10 protein-coding genes are annotated in these 19,298 nt (G+C 50.4%); 8 read left to right on the top strand and 2 right to left on the bottom strand.

Going from position 1 to position 19,298, the window contains the following annotated elements; all coding sequences use genetic code 11:
- Positions 1-603: 603 nt before the first annotated feature.
- Positions 604-2,451, bottom strand: a complete 1,848-nt coding sequence (locus KOR42_RS23700) for a vanadium-dependent haloperoxidase (protein WP_146512320.1) — start codon at positions 2,449-2,451, stop codon at positions 604-606.
- An 839-nt stretch (positions 2,452-3,290) separates the two neighbouring features.
- On the opposite strand from KOR42_RS23700, the gene KOR42_RS23695 reads away from it, so the two are divergent.
- The 3 genes from KOR42_RS23695 (at position 3,291) to KOR42_RS23685 (ending at position 8,408) form a co-directional block, all read left to right on the top strand.
- On the top strand, positions 3,291-4,040 hold the full coding sequence (locus KOR42_RS23695) for a hypothetical protein (RefSeq protein ID WP_146512319.1): 750 nt from the start codon (positions 3,291-3,293) through the stop codon (positions 4,038-4,040).
- On the top strand, positions 4,040-7,111 hold the full coding sequence (locus KOR42_RS23690) for a DNA translocase FtsK (protein WP_146512318.1): 3,072 nt from the start codon (positions 4,040-4,042) through the stop codon (positions 7,109-7,111). The genes KOR42_RS23695 and KOR42_RS23690 overlap by 1 nt, the downstream gene beginning before the upstream one ends.
- 67 nt (positions 7,112-7,178) lie before the next feature.
- A complete protein-coding gene (locus tag KOR42_RS23685) occupies positions 7,179-8,408 on the top strand; it encodes a serine/threonine protein kinase (protein ID WP_146512317.1) in 1,230 nt (409 codons plus the stop codon).
- A gap of 55 nt (positions 8,409-8,463) precedes the next feature.
- On the opposite strand, the gene KOR42_RS23680 is transcribed toward KOR42_RS23685, so the two are convergent.
- A complete protein-coding gene (locus KOR42_RS23680; RefSeq protein ID WP_146512316.1) occupies positions 8,464-9,660 on the bottom strand; it encodes a hypothetical protein in 1,197 nt (398 codons plus the stop codon).
- 299 nt (positions 9,661-9,959) lie between these two features.
- Here KOR42_RS23680 and KOR42_RS23675 point away from each other — a divergent pair, with 299 nt between their 5' ends.
- From KOR42_RS23675 to KOR42_RS23655, 5 genes are all read left to right on the top strand, one after another.
- Positions 9,960-10,541 (top strand): RNA polymerase sigma factor, encoded by a 582-nt coding sequence (locus KOR42_RS23675; RefSeq protein ID WP_146512315.1) that lies wholly within the window; start codon positions 9,960-9,962, stop codon positions 10,539-10,541.
- Between the two features lie 107 nt (positions 10,542-10,648).
- Positions 10,649-14,749, top strand: coding sequence for a protein kinase domain-containing protein (locus KOR42_RS23670; protein WP_146512314.1), 4,101 nt, complete (start codon positions 10,649-10,651; stop codon positions 14,747-14,749).
- Between the two features lie 77 nt (positions 14,750-14,826).
- Positions 14,827-15,672: an FHA domain-containing protein gene (locus KOR42_RS23665; protein WP_146512313.1), complete on the top strand. Its 846-nt coding sequence runs from the start codon at positions 14,827-14,829 to the stop codon at positions 15,670-15,672.
- 50 nt (positions 15,673-15,722) lie between these two features.
- The gene (locus KOR42_RS27685; protein ID WP_146512312.1) at positions 15,723-17,066 is read left to right on the top strand and encodes an FHA domain-containing protein; all 1,344 of its coding nucleotides are present in this window, start codon (positions 15,723-15,725) and stop codon (positions 17,064-17,066) included.
- A complete protein-coding gene (locus KOR42_RS23655) occupies positions 17,063-18,199 on the top strand; it encodes a hypothetical protein (protein ID WP_146512311.1) in 1,137 nt (378 codons plus the stop codon). The genes KOR42_RS27685 and KOR42_RS23655 overlap by 4 nt, the downstream gene beginning before the upstream one ends.
- Positions 18,200-19,298: the final 1,099 nt, after the last annotated feature.

Genomic DNA, 19,298 nt, shown 5'->3' with positions numbered 1-19,298 from the left:
CACCAAATCGAGCGAAGCCATGATCTATGTGGCTTCCATTGGTCGCATGCTCCGCCGCTTAGCTCCTTCACCCAACCAAGCTCCGTTCAAATACCGACTTACAGCATGAAGAGGATTCCGGATAGGCGTCTTAGACGCTGTTGACGTAACTTTGGTCGCAGCTCCTGTCTCGTATAAGGCGACGTAAAAACATTACATGTTTAATTATGCGGGTGAAGCTCCCAGTTCAGTTGGAGAACTGCTTGATGAAAACCCTCATCCGTTTTTTCAACCGATTCGTCGTCTATGCACGAAATGCGTGAATCCTGACTGCATCAACACGCGGGGATTGCTTCCGCTAACGCCGGTCTGTTGCTGTAACTCTGGCGCAGAATTCATGAGAAGTGTTTTCCACGACGGGGAAGGGTCGAGTGAGAACATTCAGCTTGCATTTTTGGCCTGCCCATTGTGTGAGACCATCCAAGTCATTGAATTCTGGGAGTCTTGACGGACGCGCGAAGTGACCGGAGAACGGTTGCGATTGCCGACTGATTGGTTCATCGGCGAGTGCACACGAAGGAACTTCATGTTCTCATTCGTGTGACTGCGTTGCCGGGCTATGCCTTATCGACCTCTGCGTTGGCTTCCTTTTCGTACGTTTCCCTGGTCATTGGCAGCCATCATCCAATCGGTTTCACTCGAATTGTGACGTGTGCCGGAATCGTCATTTGAAGAACCCTGAACGGTCTGGTTCCAGAATTCGCGAGATTCCTTCGACTCCACATCAGCTCGCAGATCTCTGCGATTCGAGTCCGAGTCTTTATGGGAACGGTCCTGGCTGTCCTTGCCTCGATTCTTTGCTAAGTGGTCATAGTGACGTTTGTGGTTGCTGTCGTGATCCTTGTCGTCATGACCGTCTACTTCGAACTCGTTCGCGACACTCGCAGCGACAGACTGACCGACTTCCTGACCGACCAAATCGTCGAAGTCAAAATGAATTCCCAGATAGACACGGCTGCGTCCGTTTTCTGCCATCGCTTCACTGAACGAAGCAAATGATCTGACGGCATCGTCGAGATCTAAACCGTACGCCTCCTGAAGCTCAGGATTATCAAGAAGTAGCTCCAGTTCTGTTGAGGTGAGTTCAAACGAGATGTCGTCTGTTCCATAGAACTCCTGAAGCGAACCGAAGAGCGCGCCGCCGAATGTTGCATGACCTGAGATATAAGTGGGAAACTGCGGAGTGAAGCCGACGATGTCTCCATCGCCTTCAGGTGCTCCCAGAGCGGTCCAGGTTGAGTCACCTTCTGTCAACGGGTTCCCGTCGCTGTCACCTTCGTGAATCGCAGTCACCGGTCTCCAGAAGTTTTCATCGAATTTTGTATGCCATGCGACGATGGCTGCGTCTGCCATGGCGACAGAAGTCTGTGCAAACAATGCTGCGTTTTCTTCAAACGAGTTGCCTTGCTGTTCGGCGACCGTGATGAGGACATCGTTATAGAGGGAAATCGGAGTTCCCATTCCCTCGTTGTCGTAGGCCCAGAAGAGTCCAGCCTCCGTCTGGTCTTCCGTGCGGACCGTGCTATCGACGGAGCCAAGTTCTATGACTTCGTTGTAAGAAGCTGCGTATTCCTCACTGGTTGAGGCCGGGGTGCTCTCAGGTGCAAACCCTTCTGCCGATGAGATCGCGAAGGTGTCCACTTCTCCCCATGCGGGGCCCCAAACGGGAACGTCCGGATTCAGGGGATCCGCCTCAAAGTAGCCGGCTCCTTCGGTGAAGGTGTAGTCGACAATGGCATCTGAACCGTCATTCGCACGCGCTGCGATGATTTCATTTCCGATTTGAGTTCCCAACTCGAAACTTGCTTCAGTCTTGGCTTCCTCGGGAAGGCCATCGAGAACGCTGGCATAGAATGAATCGATAGCAGCTTGCTGCTCGGGATAGAGTGAACTCAGCACAGTATAAGCTGCCTGAGTCGACGCAACCTCTGCCGAAACGGAGGACGATGTGTTTAAGATATCGCTGTTGTAATTGTAAAACGTTTCGTCCGAATCACCTGAGGCGATCTGAACTGCATCGTAAATGGCAAGATTCAACATCGCCATCGATCTTGATGCGTACCCAGGATTCTGATTGGAAAGATCTGCAACAAGCAGGTCGCCAAAGAAGTCATTCCACGCCAGCACGACATCCGAGTTCACTGCCATGGAATCGAGATTCTCAATCGATAAGGCGTTCGCGTCCACGCTGTCCAACGAATCGAGTGAGGCGATTCCCGCGTCTCCGATGTCGCTCAACTCGGTTTCCGACTGCGTTTCCTCGGAAGTCTCTGTGACATCCGAAGTGTCGACATTGTCGATGGCTTGTCCGGTCGCTGAGAGCAGCACGCGCTCTTCGAGTCGAACAATCGCTGTGGATGTCGAGGTTTGAGTTTTTCGTCGGCGTCGATTCGATTTTAGAAACAACATCATCGAGTCTCCTTGGCTTGTCGTCGATCTCAGCGCGTATCTCGATCGCAGGATCGAGCAGGGCGAGGAAGATGCTGCAATTCGGTCTTCAGAATCAGTGGACCTGTCCACGATCCATCCGACTCTCACCTATTGCAACAAATTGAAAAGCGATGATTACGACAAAAATGAGAAGTGTTAGAACAACACATGTGACGGGGTGATGTGAAAAGTCACATGAACTTAACTCTTAAACGAGAATGACCTTGCTCCATCAACTCAATTTTTTGAGGATCAAATCGGTCGCACCGATCTCACTCTTCAAAGGAATGAAATCGAATGCAGGCGTGATGATCTTCGTTTCATGTTGACGACGCATTTCGCGAGCAGAGGCCGCAAGCATTCAGAGAAGTGAATTCCGTCGAGGCACTGGCAAGAGCAACACTTTCGAAAGGCGCTCGGAATGAGCATCTCCAATTTCTGAGTTCAGCAATCGAAAGTACGCAACTCCGAGAGCATCCTACTGTCGAGTTTCGATCAATCGTGCATTAGCGGAAGTCGACGAGAATCGCAGCTCATGCAACCTCTCAAAACATTCTCGATGAGGGCACGTTGACACACTATGAAGCAGGTGAAATGAAAGCGGTCGGAACACTTTCGAAAGAGGCGACCGGCGTCTGAATCTCGCAAACGCTTGCAAATGAATAAACGGGACTTCAATATCATTGTCGTAAACCGACTGATTTTCACCAACGCTGCATCGATTTTGTGACACACCGACGTTCACAGATCATCAGTATGGTACGCTCAAGGCCTCAGGGCTCATCTTCTCAGATTTAGTCTTCCAATCGAATGGGTAACTGATGACTGAAGACGATAAAAGTGAATACAGGGAAGCGTTTCTGTTGTTACAACTTCTCCAGAATGATCCGGAGAATCGCCGCCTTGGCAGTCTCAACAAACACGCGATCGGCAACTCGAAGCTTTTCGGGAAGAAAGTCAGCGTCCCGAATGATTTGAGAAAAGAACTTTGTGAAGCAGGGTATATTCGGGAGTTTGACAAAAAGGGGAGATCGGCAAAGTACGAGATCACCGAACGAGGGCGCGGACGACTCGCAGAGACGCGGCAATTTCCGGAATCGTTGAACAAAATTACCGGAGAGATGATCAACGAATTGATCGTGTGTGTCGGCGAATATCACAGCCAGTTTGATTCCCTCGCGGTCCCTGCTGCAACGAATCAAGTGGAAGAAACTCATTCACAAGAGTCGAATGCAGAGAACCACTACGACGCAGTTCCTTCGGTCACGACTACGACCGCTGTCTCAAACGACGTCATTCGCTCCGCAGTTCTTGAGGCGATCATGGAGTTGAAACGGAGTGAATTCCATCATCGCAGTTACGTTCCGGTTTATGCTGTTCGACGACGAATTCGAGAGCGACTTGGAACACAGTCGGCCAGCCACGAGACCTTTGATTCCATCATGAAAGAATTGTGGAATCAGAAAAAGATTCGCCTGGTCGCGACGACTGACCTTTCGCTTCCGGAAGACCAATTGCAGGACGCACTTCCCGGAGAGGGCCGAACATTGTTTTATGTGGAGAGAGCGTAATGTCGATTGCCGGGTCAAATCCGTTTTCATTCGACCGGTTGAATCATGCCTTCGACTATCGACCGGATTGGGATGTCACGACGCTTCACGACGCAGCGAGTAAGTGGCTGGAGTCTCAGATTGATTCGTTGACTGCCAGCGAGTTCGCCGATCCTCAAAGAAAGATTTGCGTGCTCCGAGCCGATCCAGGAGTCGGGAAGACTCACCTCTTTGGACGCCTTGCTCATCGCACCGAGAAACAGATTCTCACGATCTTTGTTCCGCAAATTGAAGTCCTCGAAAATCCGATGAGGCACTTCCGTTGGCACTTGATCGAAACACTGTTTCAACGCCGATCATCGAACAAACCGAGTGCACTCGAACTCGGGCTGGCAAAACTTGCTCTTGATTCTTTTCGAGATTATTTCACTTGGTTGCCGTCGTCGATTCAAGCTGCGCATCATCAATTGGGAGAACGTCTTAAAGACGATCCGCTCGCCGTATTGGAGATCACGAATGGTGTCTCAACGACTGAGGCTTTCCGCAATCTTGCTGAAGCTGTCGCGAGCGATTATGTCCCATTTGCAACCGTTCAGAATGACATCGCCCGGGCACTCGCTTTGGGGTGGGCACCGGAACGGATTCGCACCGATGCTCGAAAATGGCTCCGCGGTGACACGCTCCCGGACTCGGTTCGCGAAGAATATCGATTCAGCGATGAACCGATTGAAACAACGAAGCTGTTCCGAGCGGTGTCTGCACTCTTCGGGCATGAGGTTCCGATCGTGTTGTGCTGTGACCAGCTCGATGCCGTTTTAAGAAGCGAGACGGCAACGAAAGAATATACGAATGCGCTGACAGCACTTTTGCACGAGGTTCCAAACCTGCAAATCGTGCTTTCGTGCCTCGACGACCGATGGGATCAAGTCGTTGCGTGGAGTGAAACATCCTTCGGATCGCGATGCGATACCCCTGAGGCGGGGAAGCTAGAACAGCTCGACGAAACGCACATCCGAGAGCTGTTGCATCGACGGCTGGCCACATGGTCTGGAACGAAATCGTCCAACGGTGACTGTCCATTCGATCTGGACGCCTGGGCGGAGCATTATCGCACTGATCCTCCGTCAGCTCGTTACTTATTCAATCAGGCTGCCGGGCAGTTTCAAGAATGGCTGGAAAACGGTCAGCCGAATGTCCCGATTCGCCCGACGAAAGGAATGGACCTCGAAGACGAGTTTCAGCAGAAATGGAATTTCGAACTCGATCTGATCCGCACAGACAAAAACCGCTCTCCGGATCACCTGCAAGAAAGTCACATCTATGCGATTTTCGTCGAAGCCTTTAATACGTTGCGAACGATCGACGATGCTCAGCATCCGCCGCTGACCTCCATTGAAGAGGACGTTCTTCCAGGAACAGCCAAATCTCAACGCTTCGGCTGTATGATCACTGTTGATGACGAACGCTCAGTGCTTGGGTTTACGAAGCTTGAAAGTGCACGGGATTTCTCACCCTATCTGAAAACTTTCCTCAAGACCGTTGAAAAGAACAAAGCCGTTCAAGGAGTGCTCGTTCACCATGATGCCGAACCTCCTTACGGAACAGGAAAGACGAAAGATGTCTTTGAGGAGGCATTGCAGGCTGGCACTTTGAAATCCGTTTCGCTCCGAGATTACGTCACGGACTTTGAACAACTTCACTGCTACTGGTCATTGCTTCGACAAGCAGAACAACAGAATCTGGTGTGCGGTGGAAAAACTCTCGAACCGGACGACTGCCGTCAGCTCGCCGTGAAATCAGCCTTTCTGGATGACAATAATCTATTGGCCCATTGTCTGAGTGGAGCACCTCGCCCAACTGGCAGCGTTGAACAAACGACTTCGTCGACAGAGCAATCGAACGATCCGCCAGAGACCACTCGACCTCGTCGAAGCAAAGGTTCGCAGAGCCGAGCTTCGAATGGTGTCGACCGCAGTGACAAAAATGGTTCCGTCGCGACGGCGGTCGCTGTGAAGAAGGACGCACAATCCGAAGTTGATTGGGCCAATCAGCGTCTTCATCTGGTCGTCGAACAGCTTCGCACTCTCAATGTTCGGGTTGAAGCGATGGAAGTTCGAAAGGGACCCGTTTTCGCGCGGCTTCTCGTGCGTCCACTGGGGGGAACCACCATTAACAAGGTGCGGAACCGATCGGAAGACCTCAAAATTCGGCTCGAGTTGGACAACTTACCATTCATTGACTCGCAAGCCGGTGCGATCTGTGTCGACGTTGAACTTCCTCCAGATCAGAAGAAGACCGTTGAGTTTTCCGACGTGATCAAACACGTCCCCAAGTCGCGCCGTGACACTCCAATCTTTCCCGTTGGGCAGGATGTGGCTGGGACGACCCATTGGGCTGATCTTTCGAATGCCAACATGTGCCACTTTCTCGTTTCGGGAACCACAGGAAGCGGGAAGAGCGAGTTCCTGAAGTCGATCGTCGCTTCGCTCGCGCACCGGCTGGCTCCTCACGAACTTCAGTTGATCCTGATTGACCCCAAACGAGTCACATTCAACTTGGGTGGCGATTCGCCTTACCTTCACGCTCCGGTGGCTTACACAGCCAACGAAACGATTCCGCTTTTGCAATGGGCAGCGGAAGAGACGGAAAAACGCTACTCACAATTGCAGAAAGCGCGCGTTTCAAGTCTTGCTCAACTCCAGGATGTCACTGGAAACGCCCCACCGCGCATTGTGGTCGTGTGTGACGAATTTGCAGACCTCATGGCAAGCAAAGAGACGAAGGAAGATCTCGAGTCTGCTCTGAAAACACTCTCGGCCAAGGCAAGAGCTGCCGGAATTCATCTCATTCTGGCGACGCAACGGCCGGAGAAGACTGTCGTCACTCCAATTATCAAGACGAATCTTCCCGGAAGAATCGCGCTCAAAGTGAAATCAAAGGGAGACTCGGAAATCGCGATCAACCGTCCCGACGCCTGCCAGTTGCTGGGAAAAGGTGATCTCCTCTGGGAGCGGGCCGCGAGTGTCCTTCGACTACAAAGTCCGCTTGTTCACAGCGACGAATTCGAAGCGGTTTTAAGAGTTTCCAATTAAAGCTGTTGTCGAAATCTTCCAATGAGTCATTTCCGACGTTTTCGAGTTACTGTTCGCGAGTGGGTTCATGCCAATCAAAGAATTATTTGACCTCGTCTCAATTCTGGCTCCTGTGATTCATGCTGGTTATCCTTATGTTCGCGACGGGGTTCAAAGATTCTGTTATACAAACCGGCAGGATCGAATTCTTGAATTCCTAGGGAACCTGGGAGCGACGACCGATCAACAGATTCGACGTTTGGTTGACGATTGGGATCGGCAGCAGAACTCTCCGTTGGATGAGCGGACGCGAGAACAATTGTGTGCAACGCTGATCAATCTCAGCCACGGGGCGAAATTTCTCACCACGCAAGGGACACTCCGCAGCAGCCTGGTTCGTTCTGAAAAAATGATTGACCTGTTGCTTTCACATATCGAAACACAGTTCAAAAAGGGCGATCAGATTGCCCCCGGTCACGATTGGTACGTTGAAAGATTTCTCGGAATGGGAAGCTTCGGCGAAGTGTGGATGGGAATCAATCAGGGTTACCCAGAGTCACGGGCTTTCAAGTTTTTCACCCAAGAAGACGGCAAGGACTGGCTGTTACGTGAGCAGTCTAACCTCTGGAAAATTAAACAAAAGCTGAACGATCATCCGAATGTCATTCAGTATCTCGATGTCGTCACCAACTGTACGTACCCGTTTCTCGCACTCGAATACGCGGGTGGGGGGTCACTTGAAGACTGGATTCTCGAAGACTCCGAGAATCGTGTCGATTTGCTGGTCTCCGATGCTGTGCGTGGACTGATTGACGGAATTGCCGAAGCCCATCGTTGGGATATCTGTCATCGAGATCTCAAGCCTGCGAACATCATTCTTACAAAGGCCCAAAGCCATCCACAAATCAAGATCACTGATTTCGGACTGGCCAAGGATTTTAATGAACGTCAGCAATCCAACGCTGGAGAAACAATCTCCATCGGAACTCCGCTCTACCTTCCGCCGGAAGCATCGACACCAGGACGAGAAGTCGACGGATTCCGGGCTGATGTCTTTGCGATCGGTGTGATCTGGTATCAATTGCTGACGAACTCGCTGGAGCGGCCCCCGTATGACTTCGCGAGTCGGCTTCGGGACCACGCTGCCGATTCACACACTATTCGAGTGCTCACTAGATGTTTGGCAAGCCCGGAGCATCGCTATGCCAACGCAATGCAATTACGGGAAGACCTGTCGGAAATCATCCCGTTTCGAGTAGACATCCCAGACGGAGTGATCGACGTGCAACACGTCTTTCGTGAGTACCTGAGCGAATAACTATTCCCAATGCCTTACTCCGCCACTTTGATCTCTCGCAGATCCAGCGATTGCTTCATTCACGGTCATCAGCGATACCGTTCTCGTTCTTATCGACAACACCTGAAAGTGGATTTCGCAGCACCGCCTGCCATGCAATTTCGCGAAAGCGTCGATCTAGAGTTTGGTTGGGAAACTGGCTGTCTTCGAAAATGTCCCCCGGAATGTTTTGAGGATTGCGACCATAGAGAGTTGCATAGAAAACGTACCCTTCAAGTCGGTCGAGACCGGGTCCCAGGTGCCCCAATTGATCCCGCCACAATGATCGCTCTTGATTACCGACAGCTTTGTGGATGCCATCAATGCCGGGCAATTTGCCTTCGTCGAAGTACTTGACGCATTGAACCATCGCTTCGCAGGTCGGCATAATGAAGACTCGATCGCCGTATTGTTCATTGAGTTCGTTGATAATTTTGGAATAGGCTTCAAACCTCTCTTCACCAAGTTGGGCGATGACTTCCGGAGTTAATTTTTCTTCAGATTTTGGAATCTCATTAAGTTGTGATAGCTGTGGCCACGCGTCGGACAAATAGAATTTCATGTCCGGATTGTACTTCAGGCAGAAGTCAATCCAGCACGAGTAGTACTCGGGATGATCGTTGAAGTACGGGCCCCACATCATTGCGTCCCACTCGCTGTTGGCGATCGATGACAACAGCTTCTGTGTTGGTTTTCCGTCAAAGCCAAAAATCCCGTTCTCCTGTTCCCACTTGTATCGAGTGCTCCCCGTCATACCTCCACCTGTATGTGTCAGCAGAGGAGGTTGTTTCAATCCGGCCGCTTCAACAATGACAGGAAAGGTCTTGTAGCCGGGAGCCATAAAACTATGCCCATTCCCAACGATCCGCAGCGATCCGTCTGATGGCTTTGCATACCGGACAACAGGCTCACTTCCCTCTAATTGCTTGGCGTAAAGCTTCGCAATTTCATCGGGAGATTTGTAACAAACAGCATGTTCAGGAAAGCGCTCTTCTTTCCATCCTGGATCAACTGCGAAAACCCTTGGTGCGCCAACATTTTTGCTTCGCGATGCCTGACGCTGTTTGATGTAAGACTCAGCTTCGGCAGTCGATAACTTCCCGTCCTGGTTGGTGTCAGCATCCGGAAATCGTTTCAGCCATCGCTTGAGTTTCGCATCGCTATCCTGTGCATATGTCGAAACGCAGAACGAAAGTGATACGAGACAGAAAACCGCAGAGACGAGACGCTTCATGGTTGACTAATCCAAATGGTGATGATTCACAGAAGAGTGGGTTAGCATAAACGAAACGGGGAACTGCGCGAAACGTAAGACCCCAAGAGGATGATCATCTCGTTTCTTCGCAAGTCGTTTCGTGTGGTTCCGACCGCGCTCGAAAGATCCGAAATCGATTCACGGTCCGCTTTAGTGTCGAGGCAATCGCAACACAGTGTCGACAAAGTCGTTCAGTGGAGTGTCCAGCAGGACCATTGATTTGATAAGCTCAACCGGCTTCCTATCACATTGATGCTCAGCTTCATGCTCAGGCCGGAATGAATAGCAATTGGGAATCAGTATTCGACCGCTTCCAGGCAGGCGAACCGATCGCCTCAGCTGAGTTGTTCAATCAATTCTCCGATCGACTGGTTGAACTGGCGAGCCAGAACATTCATCCACAGCTGATCAAACGATTCGACGGCGAAGATGTCGTCCAGTCGGTCTTTCGAACATTCTTCCGACGACAGAACGAGGGAACTCTCAACATCTGTCACTCGCAGCAACTTTGGAAGCTGTTGGTTGCGATTACAATCTGCAAGACGCGATCGCTGGCCCGTCGGCACACAGCTGAAAAGCGAAATGCTTTGCTCGACCGAAATCAACAAGAAGAGTCGGCATTTGTCGATCCTCAACCAACTCCGGAAGACGCCTTGGCCCTATGGGAGGAAATTGATCAAGCGATTCAAGGGCTTCCTCCAAGGACGGCCGAAATCATCTCGGGACGACTGGAGGGGAAGACTCAGTCGGAAATCGCCGCAGAAATGAACCTCTCTCGGCAAACGATTCACCGCATTCTTAAACTCGTAGAACAGCGACTCGCTCAACGGTTCGATACGCTGTCCCTCGCAAAGGAATAGTTTTTTCTACTTTTTCAAAGACCGATGTGACAAACCAAACGCCACTTTGCGATGTTCCTTGATGGAGAGACTTTTTACGAAGAAATCGCCGACACAGCGGGTGAAAAATGGTCGACGCGAAGGCAATTGCGAATCTGAACGATGTTGAACGAAACGAGTTAGAACGACTCCTCATGGAGTTTGACGAAGGCTGGGCGCCGGATCTCCTCGCGAAATCTGCGCATCGGCTCTCTCAAGACGGATCCGAGGAATTTCGTCATCTCGTCACCGTTGAGTTGATTAAGATCGACATCCATCGGAGATGGGCCACTGGAACCCCTGTCACTGTTGAAGAGTACCTGGAAGAGTTCCCCAGTTCCTCGACGTTGCCTGCCAGTGTTGTCGAACTGCTGATGGCGGAGTTTCAAGCTCGCCGACTTTTGGAGCCGCAGCTGGAAGTCTCCAGTTTCCAATCAAGATTTCCCGACCACTATCCACTTCTCTGTCAGGCTGTCGCTGAGTCCGGTGATTCCATCTTCTCGATGAAGAATCCGGCCGAGACAATTAGCACCAGCCATGCGAAAGCGTCCGTTGAGACAAGTCGCGTTGCCCACCCCGGCAAGCACAAGCATCCCCAGACCAAGCCTTCGCTCCCGGAGACTTTTGGCCGGTATAAAATCATCCGTGAACTCGGGTCAGGAGCGATGGGAGCTGTCTATCTGGCTCACGATACTCAGCTTGATCGACAGGTCGCGCTGAAAACTCCCAGCTTCTCCGGTGGCAAAGATCATGAGATGATCGCTCGGTTTTATCTCGAAGCACGCGCAGCGGCGAAGATTCATCACAGGAATATTTGCCCTATCCATGATGTTGGAGAAATCAACGGTCGTCACTTTATTTCAATGGCTTATGTTCGCGGTCGATCGATGTCGGAGTACATCAATCCGAATAAATTGCCACCGTTTAAAGCGTGCGCTGCATTGATTCAGCGACTGGCTGATGCGATGGCCGAAGCACATCGTCACAATGTGATTCATCGTGACCTCAAGCCATCGAACATCATGATTGACACGAAACGCGAACCGGTCGTCATGGACTTTGGTTTGGCGAGGCAGACCGACAGCGAAAGCCGGATGACACAATCGGGAATGATCGTGGGGACGCCAGCGTACATGTCTCCCGAACAAGTGACGGGAAACTCACCGCAAGTGACTCCCGCTGTCGATATTTATGCGCTCGGCGTCATTCTCTACGAACTTCTCACCGGACAACTTCCGTTTCGTGGCACGATCTCTCAAGTCATTTACAAGATCACCTACGAAGAGCCAGTCCATCCTTCAGAAATTCGAGCTCGTCTCGACCTGAGACTGGAATCGATTTGCCTGAAGATGATGGCCAAGAAAGTGGAAGATCGATACTCCTCAATGGAAGAGGTTTCGAGCGATCTCAAGGCATACCTTCAGCAGAGAAGGGTTGCAGCAACCGATAAAAAACGTTCGCGATCTCAGGAAAGTGTCGAGTACTCCGAATCGGCCGCGAAAGACCGCGACTCGCGTGAACTGACCGAGACCGAAGCAATTAACGGTTTTCTGGCTGCAACAAGCTCACAGCAGGCGAAACACACTGTGATCGAATCCGCGCCAGGTCAACTGATTGATACAAGCTCAGACAGGAAGGTGCATCGGCGAACAAAACCGCAATCAAGCCGTTGCAAGAATAGAAGCCTCTTCCAAGCTGGAATGTTGGCGGGAGGATTGGCTCTGATCTTCGGAGTGATCATCGTTTTCAAAGGTGGCAAAGTTGAACTCGATGAAAGCTCAAACGCCGTAGTCGACATTGCCGAAGACGGAAGTATTACGATCACACCTGAAGATCCAGAACCAAAACGGCCCACAACATCGACTTCAAATTCCCAATCATTGTGGATCAACCTATTCGACGGGAAAACTCTCGATGGCTGGTCGCCTGTCGGAGAGAACGGATGGCGAATCGAAGACAACACGATCGTCGGAACAACAGCCAAGCGGAAACACGGCTGGCTGCGAAGTGATGAAACCTTCGACGATTTTGATCTGGAGCTAGAGTATCGTCTGAGCGACGCATCCAATAGCGGTGTTTTCCTGCGGGCCAAACAAGATGGCGACATCCACGGTAAAGGTCTCCTTGAAATTCAATTGCTGGACGACACAGCTACAATGTTTGCAAATATTGTCCCAGTAAACCGAACAGGTTCGCTTCATGGTCACATCGCTGCCTCCCCATCACTTCGCATTCAGCCAAACCAGTGGCACACACTGTCAGTCATCCTCGAAGGCGAAGAATTGCAGGTCAGCATTGATTCCCAGAAAGTCGTAAGTGGAAAGATTCCTCCCGGCTACTCTGAAGCTGGTCATATTGGTCTTCAACTCTACGACTCTAAAGTTCAATTCCGAAACATTCGGGTGAAAGAGCTGACGAAACCACTTTCACTCGCCGGGAATCCGAGACCAGAATTGGATTCACTTTCAGAAGGTGCGACACGTTTAGAGCCGAAAGAAATCAACGCTGCAAACTTCGAGAAACAATTCACGATCCAGAACGAAGGCGGTGGAAATCAATTCGCTGTTTCACCGGATGGATTACAGATCGTCACGACTGGAAGCGGTTCTCCCGGACGCTTCACCTTCTGGGACTTGCGAACTCAAGAAGTCATTTCGCAGTTCACAGATCCTGCCCACGCTGGCATGGGAACACGCGATTTACAATTCTCTCCAGATGGAACTCACATCCTGTACGTTATTAACAAATTCGTCAAGGTGCTGAATTTAAAGACACAGACAATCGAACAGGAATATGAGTTCCCTGCGAAACCGATGCTGGTAGTATTTCCGAAGCAAACAATCGCCGCAGTCATTCACTATGAGCGAGAAATTCATCAACGTGACCGCGCACGAGTCCCCCAGCGATTAAGAATCTTGAACTGGGCAAGCGGCGAGGAGATGCATGATCAGGCAATGGAATTTTCGAGGAATATCTCGATCACACCAGATGAGAAGTTCTTATTCCGCAGCAGAGAAAACTACCACGTCAGGCATGCCATCGAGTGGGACGGCGCGACGTTAACACTCGGCCGGGGAGTGCAGTTCGAAAAAACCAGTCGCACCCGCAGCCAATTGACATTCTCTCCCGATGGTCGATATGCCGCTAACTCAATCAAGAGCAAGAGTGGAATGGCTGTCATGTTGGATGTGGCGACAGCCAGGATCGTACGCTACCTCGAACCGGAACTGGCGAGATCGAATAATGAGAGCCATGAATACGGAGCAAGTGTGGCTTTTTCGAGTGATGGCAGCCAGATCATCACGGCAAACCACTTAGGGCGAATCGCACTGTGGGACTGCGAATCAGGAGACCTGGTTCGCGAGATTACAAAGTTCACCAAGTCCAGCAATCACTGGGCACCGAGAATGCAGGTTTCTTCGCGTGGGCAACTCTTTATTGGCATGAATCCAATTGAGGTATGGGGACCTGGCAGTCAGGAAGTAACCGAACTCTCAGCCGATGAGTTCCCTCAGGGCGAAGATGATCGGCAAACCGCTCAGCACATCGTTCGCGAGCTCAATGCCGCAGTTGATCTCGCCGACCACAAATGGACATGGAAAGAACTTCCCGCCGGTGAAATTCGAGTCAAAGGAGTCTTCTTTCAGGGCGAAGGAGGCCGGCTCGTCTCTGATCAGGATCTCGTAATGCTCCAAAAACTCAAAAATCTGGAATCCATTGATTTTGGTCAGACCGCAATCACCAGCGACGGGTTCCGGAGTCTCACTGCGTTGAAAACGTTGAAGAAGCTTTCCTTCAGCGTCGAAGCACTTACAGACGATGTGCTAGCGCGATTGAGTGTGTTACCGCTTCTTGAGTCGATTGAATTGCTTCATACAGATGTCACTGACGATGGCCTCAAAACACTGGCCCATTTCCCCGCATTGAGGTATCTCTCGCTATCCGTTTCTCCCAAGCAAAAATTTGGGCCTGCATTCCTTACGGACGATTGTCTGCGGCACCTCGATTCCATTACCCGTTTGGAACAGTTATCGCTCTTCGGCCCTTCATTCACCGATGCGGGAATCGAACATTTGTTACGCTTGGACGATCTGGACTGTATCCGAATTTGGGCTCCAAACATCACCGACTCTGGTATTCAAAAGTTACGTGAACATCTTCCAGAATGTGAAATTATGGATAAACGTTGAACGAACAGAGAGGAAGACGCCGCTACGAAGTTCAACATTTCACTCTTTGCTGATCCGTCAGACACGAGAAATTGATCATGAACACAGACTCTCAAGATGAAGAGATGATGGTCCAGACGACTCTTGAGCCACTCCAGCAAATCCTGAAGGATGCCGCTGGCGTCAACTCCCAGCAAAAAGTACAGCCAACGGAAACGACAGCGAAACAAAAGACTCACCTCTTTCGACCAATCAATCGTCAACCAGTTGCCAAACTTATCGTTCTCGATGATGGAAGTCGCGACGTCGGGGAAGAAATTCGAATTCGGCAAGCTGGGTTTACTATTGGCCGCGAGAAAGGTGACCTGAAATTGCCATTCGATCGAGACATTTCATCGCAACATGCAGAATTACGGTGCCACCAGCAAGACGGCAAGTTTCGTTGGTATCTCATCGATAACCAGAGCAAGAACGGAACATTTCTTCGCGCTTACAGAGCTTCTCTATCTCGTGATTCAGAACTGATCATGGGCAGTCGGCGGTATGTGTTTAAACTCCCAAATCGACCGTCAGACGCGGAAAGCGAAGAGATCCAAGAGACGAACGCATATCGGGCGCCATCTTCTCAACATCTCGATCAACTGCATCCCCGACTGGTCGAGATGGGTGTGGGCGAAGAAGAAATACGGACCTTTGTGATTAAACAAAATGCAAACAGAATTGGCCGATCTTCCAAGTGCTCGATTCAAGTCGACGAAGATAGTTTTCTCAGTCCTCAACACGCAAAGCTCCAGAAAAATGAACGAGGACGGTGGATGATCGCCGACATGAAATCTGCAAATGGTATTTGGATCCGCATACGGCGAATGCCCATCGATCGACAAGCTGAATTCCAGATTGGCTTACAGAGATTTATCTTTCAACCGCAGTTGACACAGGATTAGTTCACGAATTTAAGACTGCGGTCGACAGGGCTGCACAGCGGGAGAACAGAATGAACTCGCGAAGTCGTGAGACCGGAAATGAGTCAATGGTCATCACAATCGGACGGGCAGCAGACAATACGGTTGTGATTGACCAATCGAATGTCTCATCCCACCACGCCAGGATCACGATCAACGGCGACCAAATCTTGCTCGATGATCTCGGATCGACCAATGGCACCTCTGTTGGAAGTCTTGAAAACAAAGTCTCTCGGAAAGAGATCGGACTCGACGAAACGGTCTACTTCGGATCGAGTCCGTTTCCAGTGCGAGAACTATTAGCAAAAGCTTCTGACACAACTGTCTCACAACCGGACCCCGAACCCAATCGTCCCACGACTTCCAAATCTCATCGTGTGGGCCTGATCATCCCAATTGCCGGTCTCGGGATTTTATTGATGACAGCTTGGTTCATTGCCAGTCGCCCAGATGAATTAAAATCGAGCACGAAGGACTTGGCAAACAATCCTGAATTAAATGTCCCCGAAGATGTTGAGCCAGCTCTTCTTACTGAGTTTACTCTACAAGAGCGAATCGACCGAGCTTTGTTTCTTGTCGTTGTGGCGAATCCAGAACAAGACATCGCCTTCCGAGTTGGAAGTTGTTTCGCAATCGAAGAACACAATCTTGCCACGTCCGGGACAGTAGTGAGAGCAGTCCGGGAGTTTCAGAGAAACGGTTATTCGGACCTCTATCTTTTCAATCCAAAGACGTCGGAGAAACTGGCAGTCTCTGCAATTACAGTTCATCCCCGGTACGAACAAGCGACCGATGCTGTTGTTGCCGCACAGCGAGCGTACGACGAAATCATTGACCACTACGAATTGGAACCGCCCCCAATCGAAGACATCGAAAAGGTTGAAGCTGAACTGCTCAAACACAAAAAGGAAGCCTTCAAGTTCCTTGAGACTCAAACCGTTTATGATGTTGCAATGATTCGCAGCCAAACTTCACTGAAACACTGGCTGACGCTCGATAGCACTCATAAGAACTTACGTCCTAATTTGAAACTCATTGTATACGGATTAGCGTTTGACGTCGAAGACCCGTACTTTGATCCTGAAGAGAATGTCGCAGTTTCACAATTGCATGGGCGTGTCCAACAATCCATTCATCTCAAGGGGAGCATTGACGGTCGACTCATTGCTTCGGCAGACAGTGAGCACCGCGATTCCAATTTTCTCGGAGCTCCCATTTCTCGCGAATCGGGAGAAGTTGTCGCGATCTATTCTCGTCCGACTCCTCCTTCCGAGAATGCCGAACTGCCTGATCAGCAAACAGGTTTCGAGGCACCTCTGGTTGCCCCTCTCGTTGAAATCTCAGCGCCGACCTTCGACATAAAGGTGTCAAAATGAAGCATTATGGTCTTGTCGGTCTCACCTTTGTCGCGTTTCTAAGTCTCAATACAGAAAATGTGTTTGCTCAACGTGTCGTTGTTGCTCCTCGTCGAATCGGATGGGGCTACTACGATCCATATTATTCAGTCACTAATCGAGTCTATGCACAAGCCACCTTGATTCGAGCGCAAGGGGACGCTGCCGTTTCGTATTCCACCGCGCGAAATCTGAACGCGGAAGCTTACAGTAAAGAACTGGACAACTGGAAAAAGAGAGTTCGCACCTACTGGGACTCAAAAATTCTCGCCGAGCGGAAGCGGATGGAGTACGAACACGTGAAGCAGATCAAGAGGTTGAAGTATCTCAACGATCGCAAGTGGACTAACAGTCGAATCTGGGAGCAACTGAAGAATCACCCTGAACTCAGTAATGCACAAATTAAATCCGGACGCGCATTAAACTTTTTACTCGATCGTCTCACTGCTTCAGCGCTCCCCTACGAGTTTGATCCCGCGACTTCTCAATTTGGTTCAGAGGCTCTGCGTGAAGTCAGCCTCTCAGACGAGTGGCTTTCGAATATCACCCTGAAACATGAATCACTCACATTCAAGGCCAATGAATCTGGCAAAGACTCGATCGAGTTGTGGCCCTATCTATTGCGGTGGGATGATTTCGACGAGGAGAGACAAGCATATGATGCGGCACGCTTGACGGTTTTGGATGAGTCGAAACAAGCTGGAGAAGTCTCAGTCGAAAACATTCGAAAATTACAGGACGCACTTCTACGACTCGCAAATGAGTTTCACCGCAACAGAGAAGTCAAAGCATGGGGCCACGAGAACCGACGTTACTCTCACTTCAACCTGGCAGACCGATTTCTTCACAACCTCGACCGCGAAATCCTGCGGCTTGAAGCCACCGGAGACATCCGACCATTCCAAGGCCGCGGCGGCTACGATCCCAAAACAGACGGAAAGCACATCGTCAGTCTCCTGACCTATATGAACCGCAATGGCATTGAGTTCGCACCGGCACAAGCAGGCAGCGAATGGGCTTACTACGACCTCTTCGCCTCAATGCGGGCGATCTATCTCACAGTCGCAGAACAGGATGAGTCCACCCAACCCAAAGACCTGAGCACGATCGAGTGAACTCACCAATCAGATGCCGCATTAATCTCATCGACAGGACTGTGCTCAGAGTGAGGAAATCCGGTCACCAAATATATTCGAGAAGACAGCTCACTCGATATACTGATCGCACTTTTTCGTTTGCAGAAACGTGAAATAGCCGATACGGAACTAGTGGAGGTGAATGAAAAGAGGACTGAGCCCAGCCCGTTTCAGTGATTGCCCGCCGATTCCATCGAAGGTGAATGACAAGAAATCTCCGAACTCAGTCCTCAAGCAAAGTGCTATTACTGATACGCGACGTAACGCGCTGTGACACGGGCTTTGGTCCAACCACGACAACCGCCGCATCGCTCAGGACTTCGTGCATGCGTTCGGACTCTTAGAGTGCGAGGCATTTTGATCCCGGTGCCAGGAATGATCTCAACAAAATCATCCCATTCATGATCAATTCGATTGCTCGAACCATTCTGCGAAAGAAACGTCTTATCGAGACTATCTTTGACAAACACAAATCCTGATGGAGTCGTCACTGTTGACCACCCTCCGGTTCCGTAGACAAAAGCTCTTGGTGCCAAAACGGACCTCGCAATTTTCCACAACACTAAGCTCTATCGAGTGTTGTGACGTATCGCAAAAACTCCCTTGGGCTCGCTTACTTTCCAGATTTTACAGGGATTACAAACTTTTGCCATGAATTCTGTACCCGATTCTGTACCGGGGACTTTTTCATGAAAAACTTTTTGACTCCAAATCGGGCGGCAAGAGCGGGCGATTTAAGGCGCAACAAACGACAGAAATCTTGATTTGAATTGATCACGAATAGACCGTTTTGGGATGGCTGGAAATCGCCCGCAAAAGTGCCCATCATCCAGCACCAAGCGCTGTTCCATGAATGTGCAACAGCAATCCACTTTAGAGATTACGACCATACCGAGATGACAAAGATTTTCCACCCACTTCTGGCTCTGATTGCTTCGGCAACCGAATCTTAGAGGCTATCCGGAAACTGAGGTTTTGTGAAAGTCTGGTTTTGTTCACACTTTGCGGTTCATCAACGCAAAGGAGTGCACGGTGTCCGAGGCGATTCGAAAAGCGTACCCAAGTGACCTGACTGACC

This window comes from Thalassoglobus neptunius (assembly GCF_007859735.1).
GTDB classification, from domain to species: Bacteria; Planctomycetota; Planctomycetia; order Planctomycetales; family Planctomycetaceae; genus Thalassoglobus; species Thalassoglobus neptunius.
Note: the sequence above shows the minus strand (reverse complement) of the source record. Positions and strands in the feature narration are given on the sequence as shown.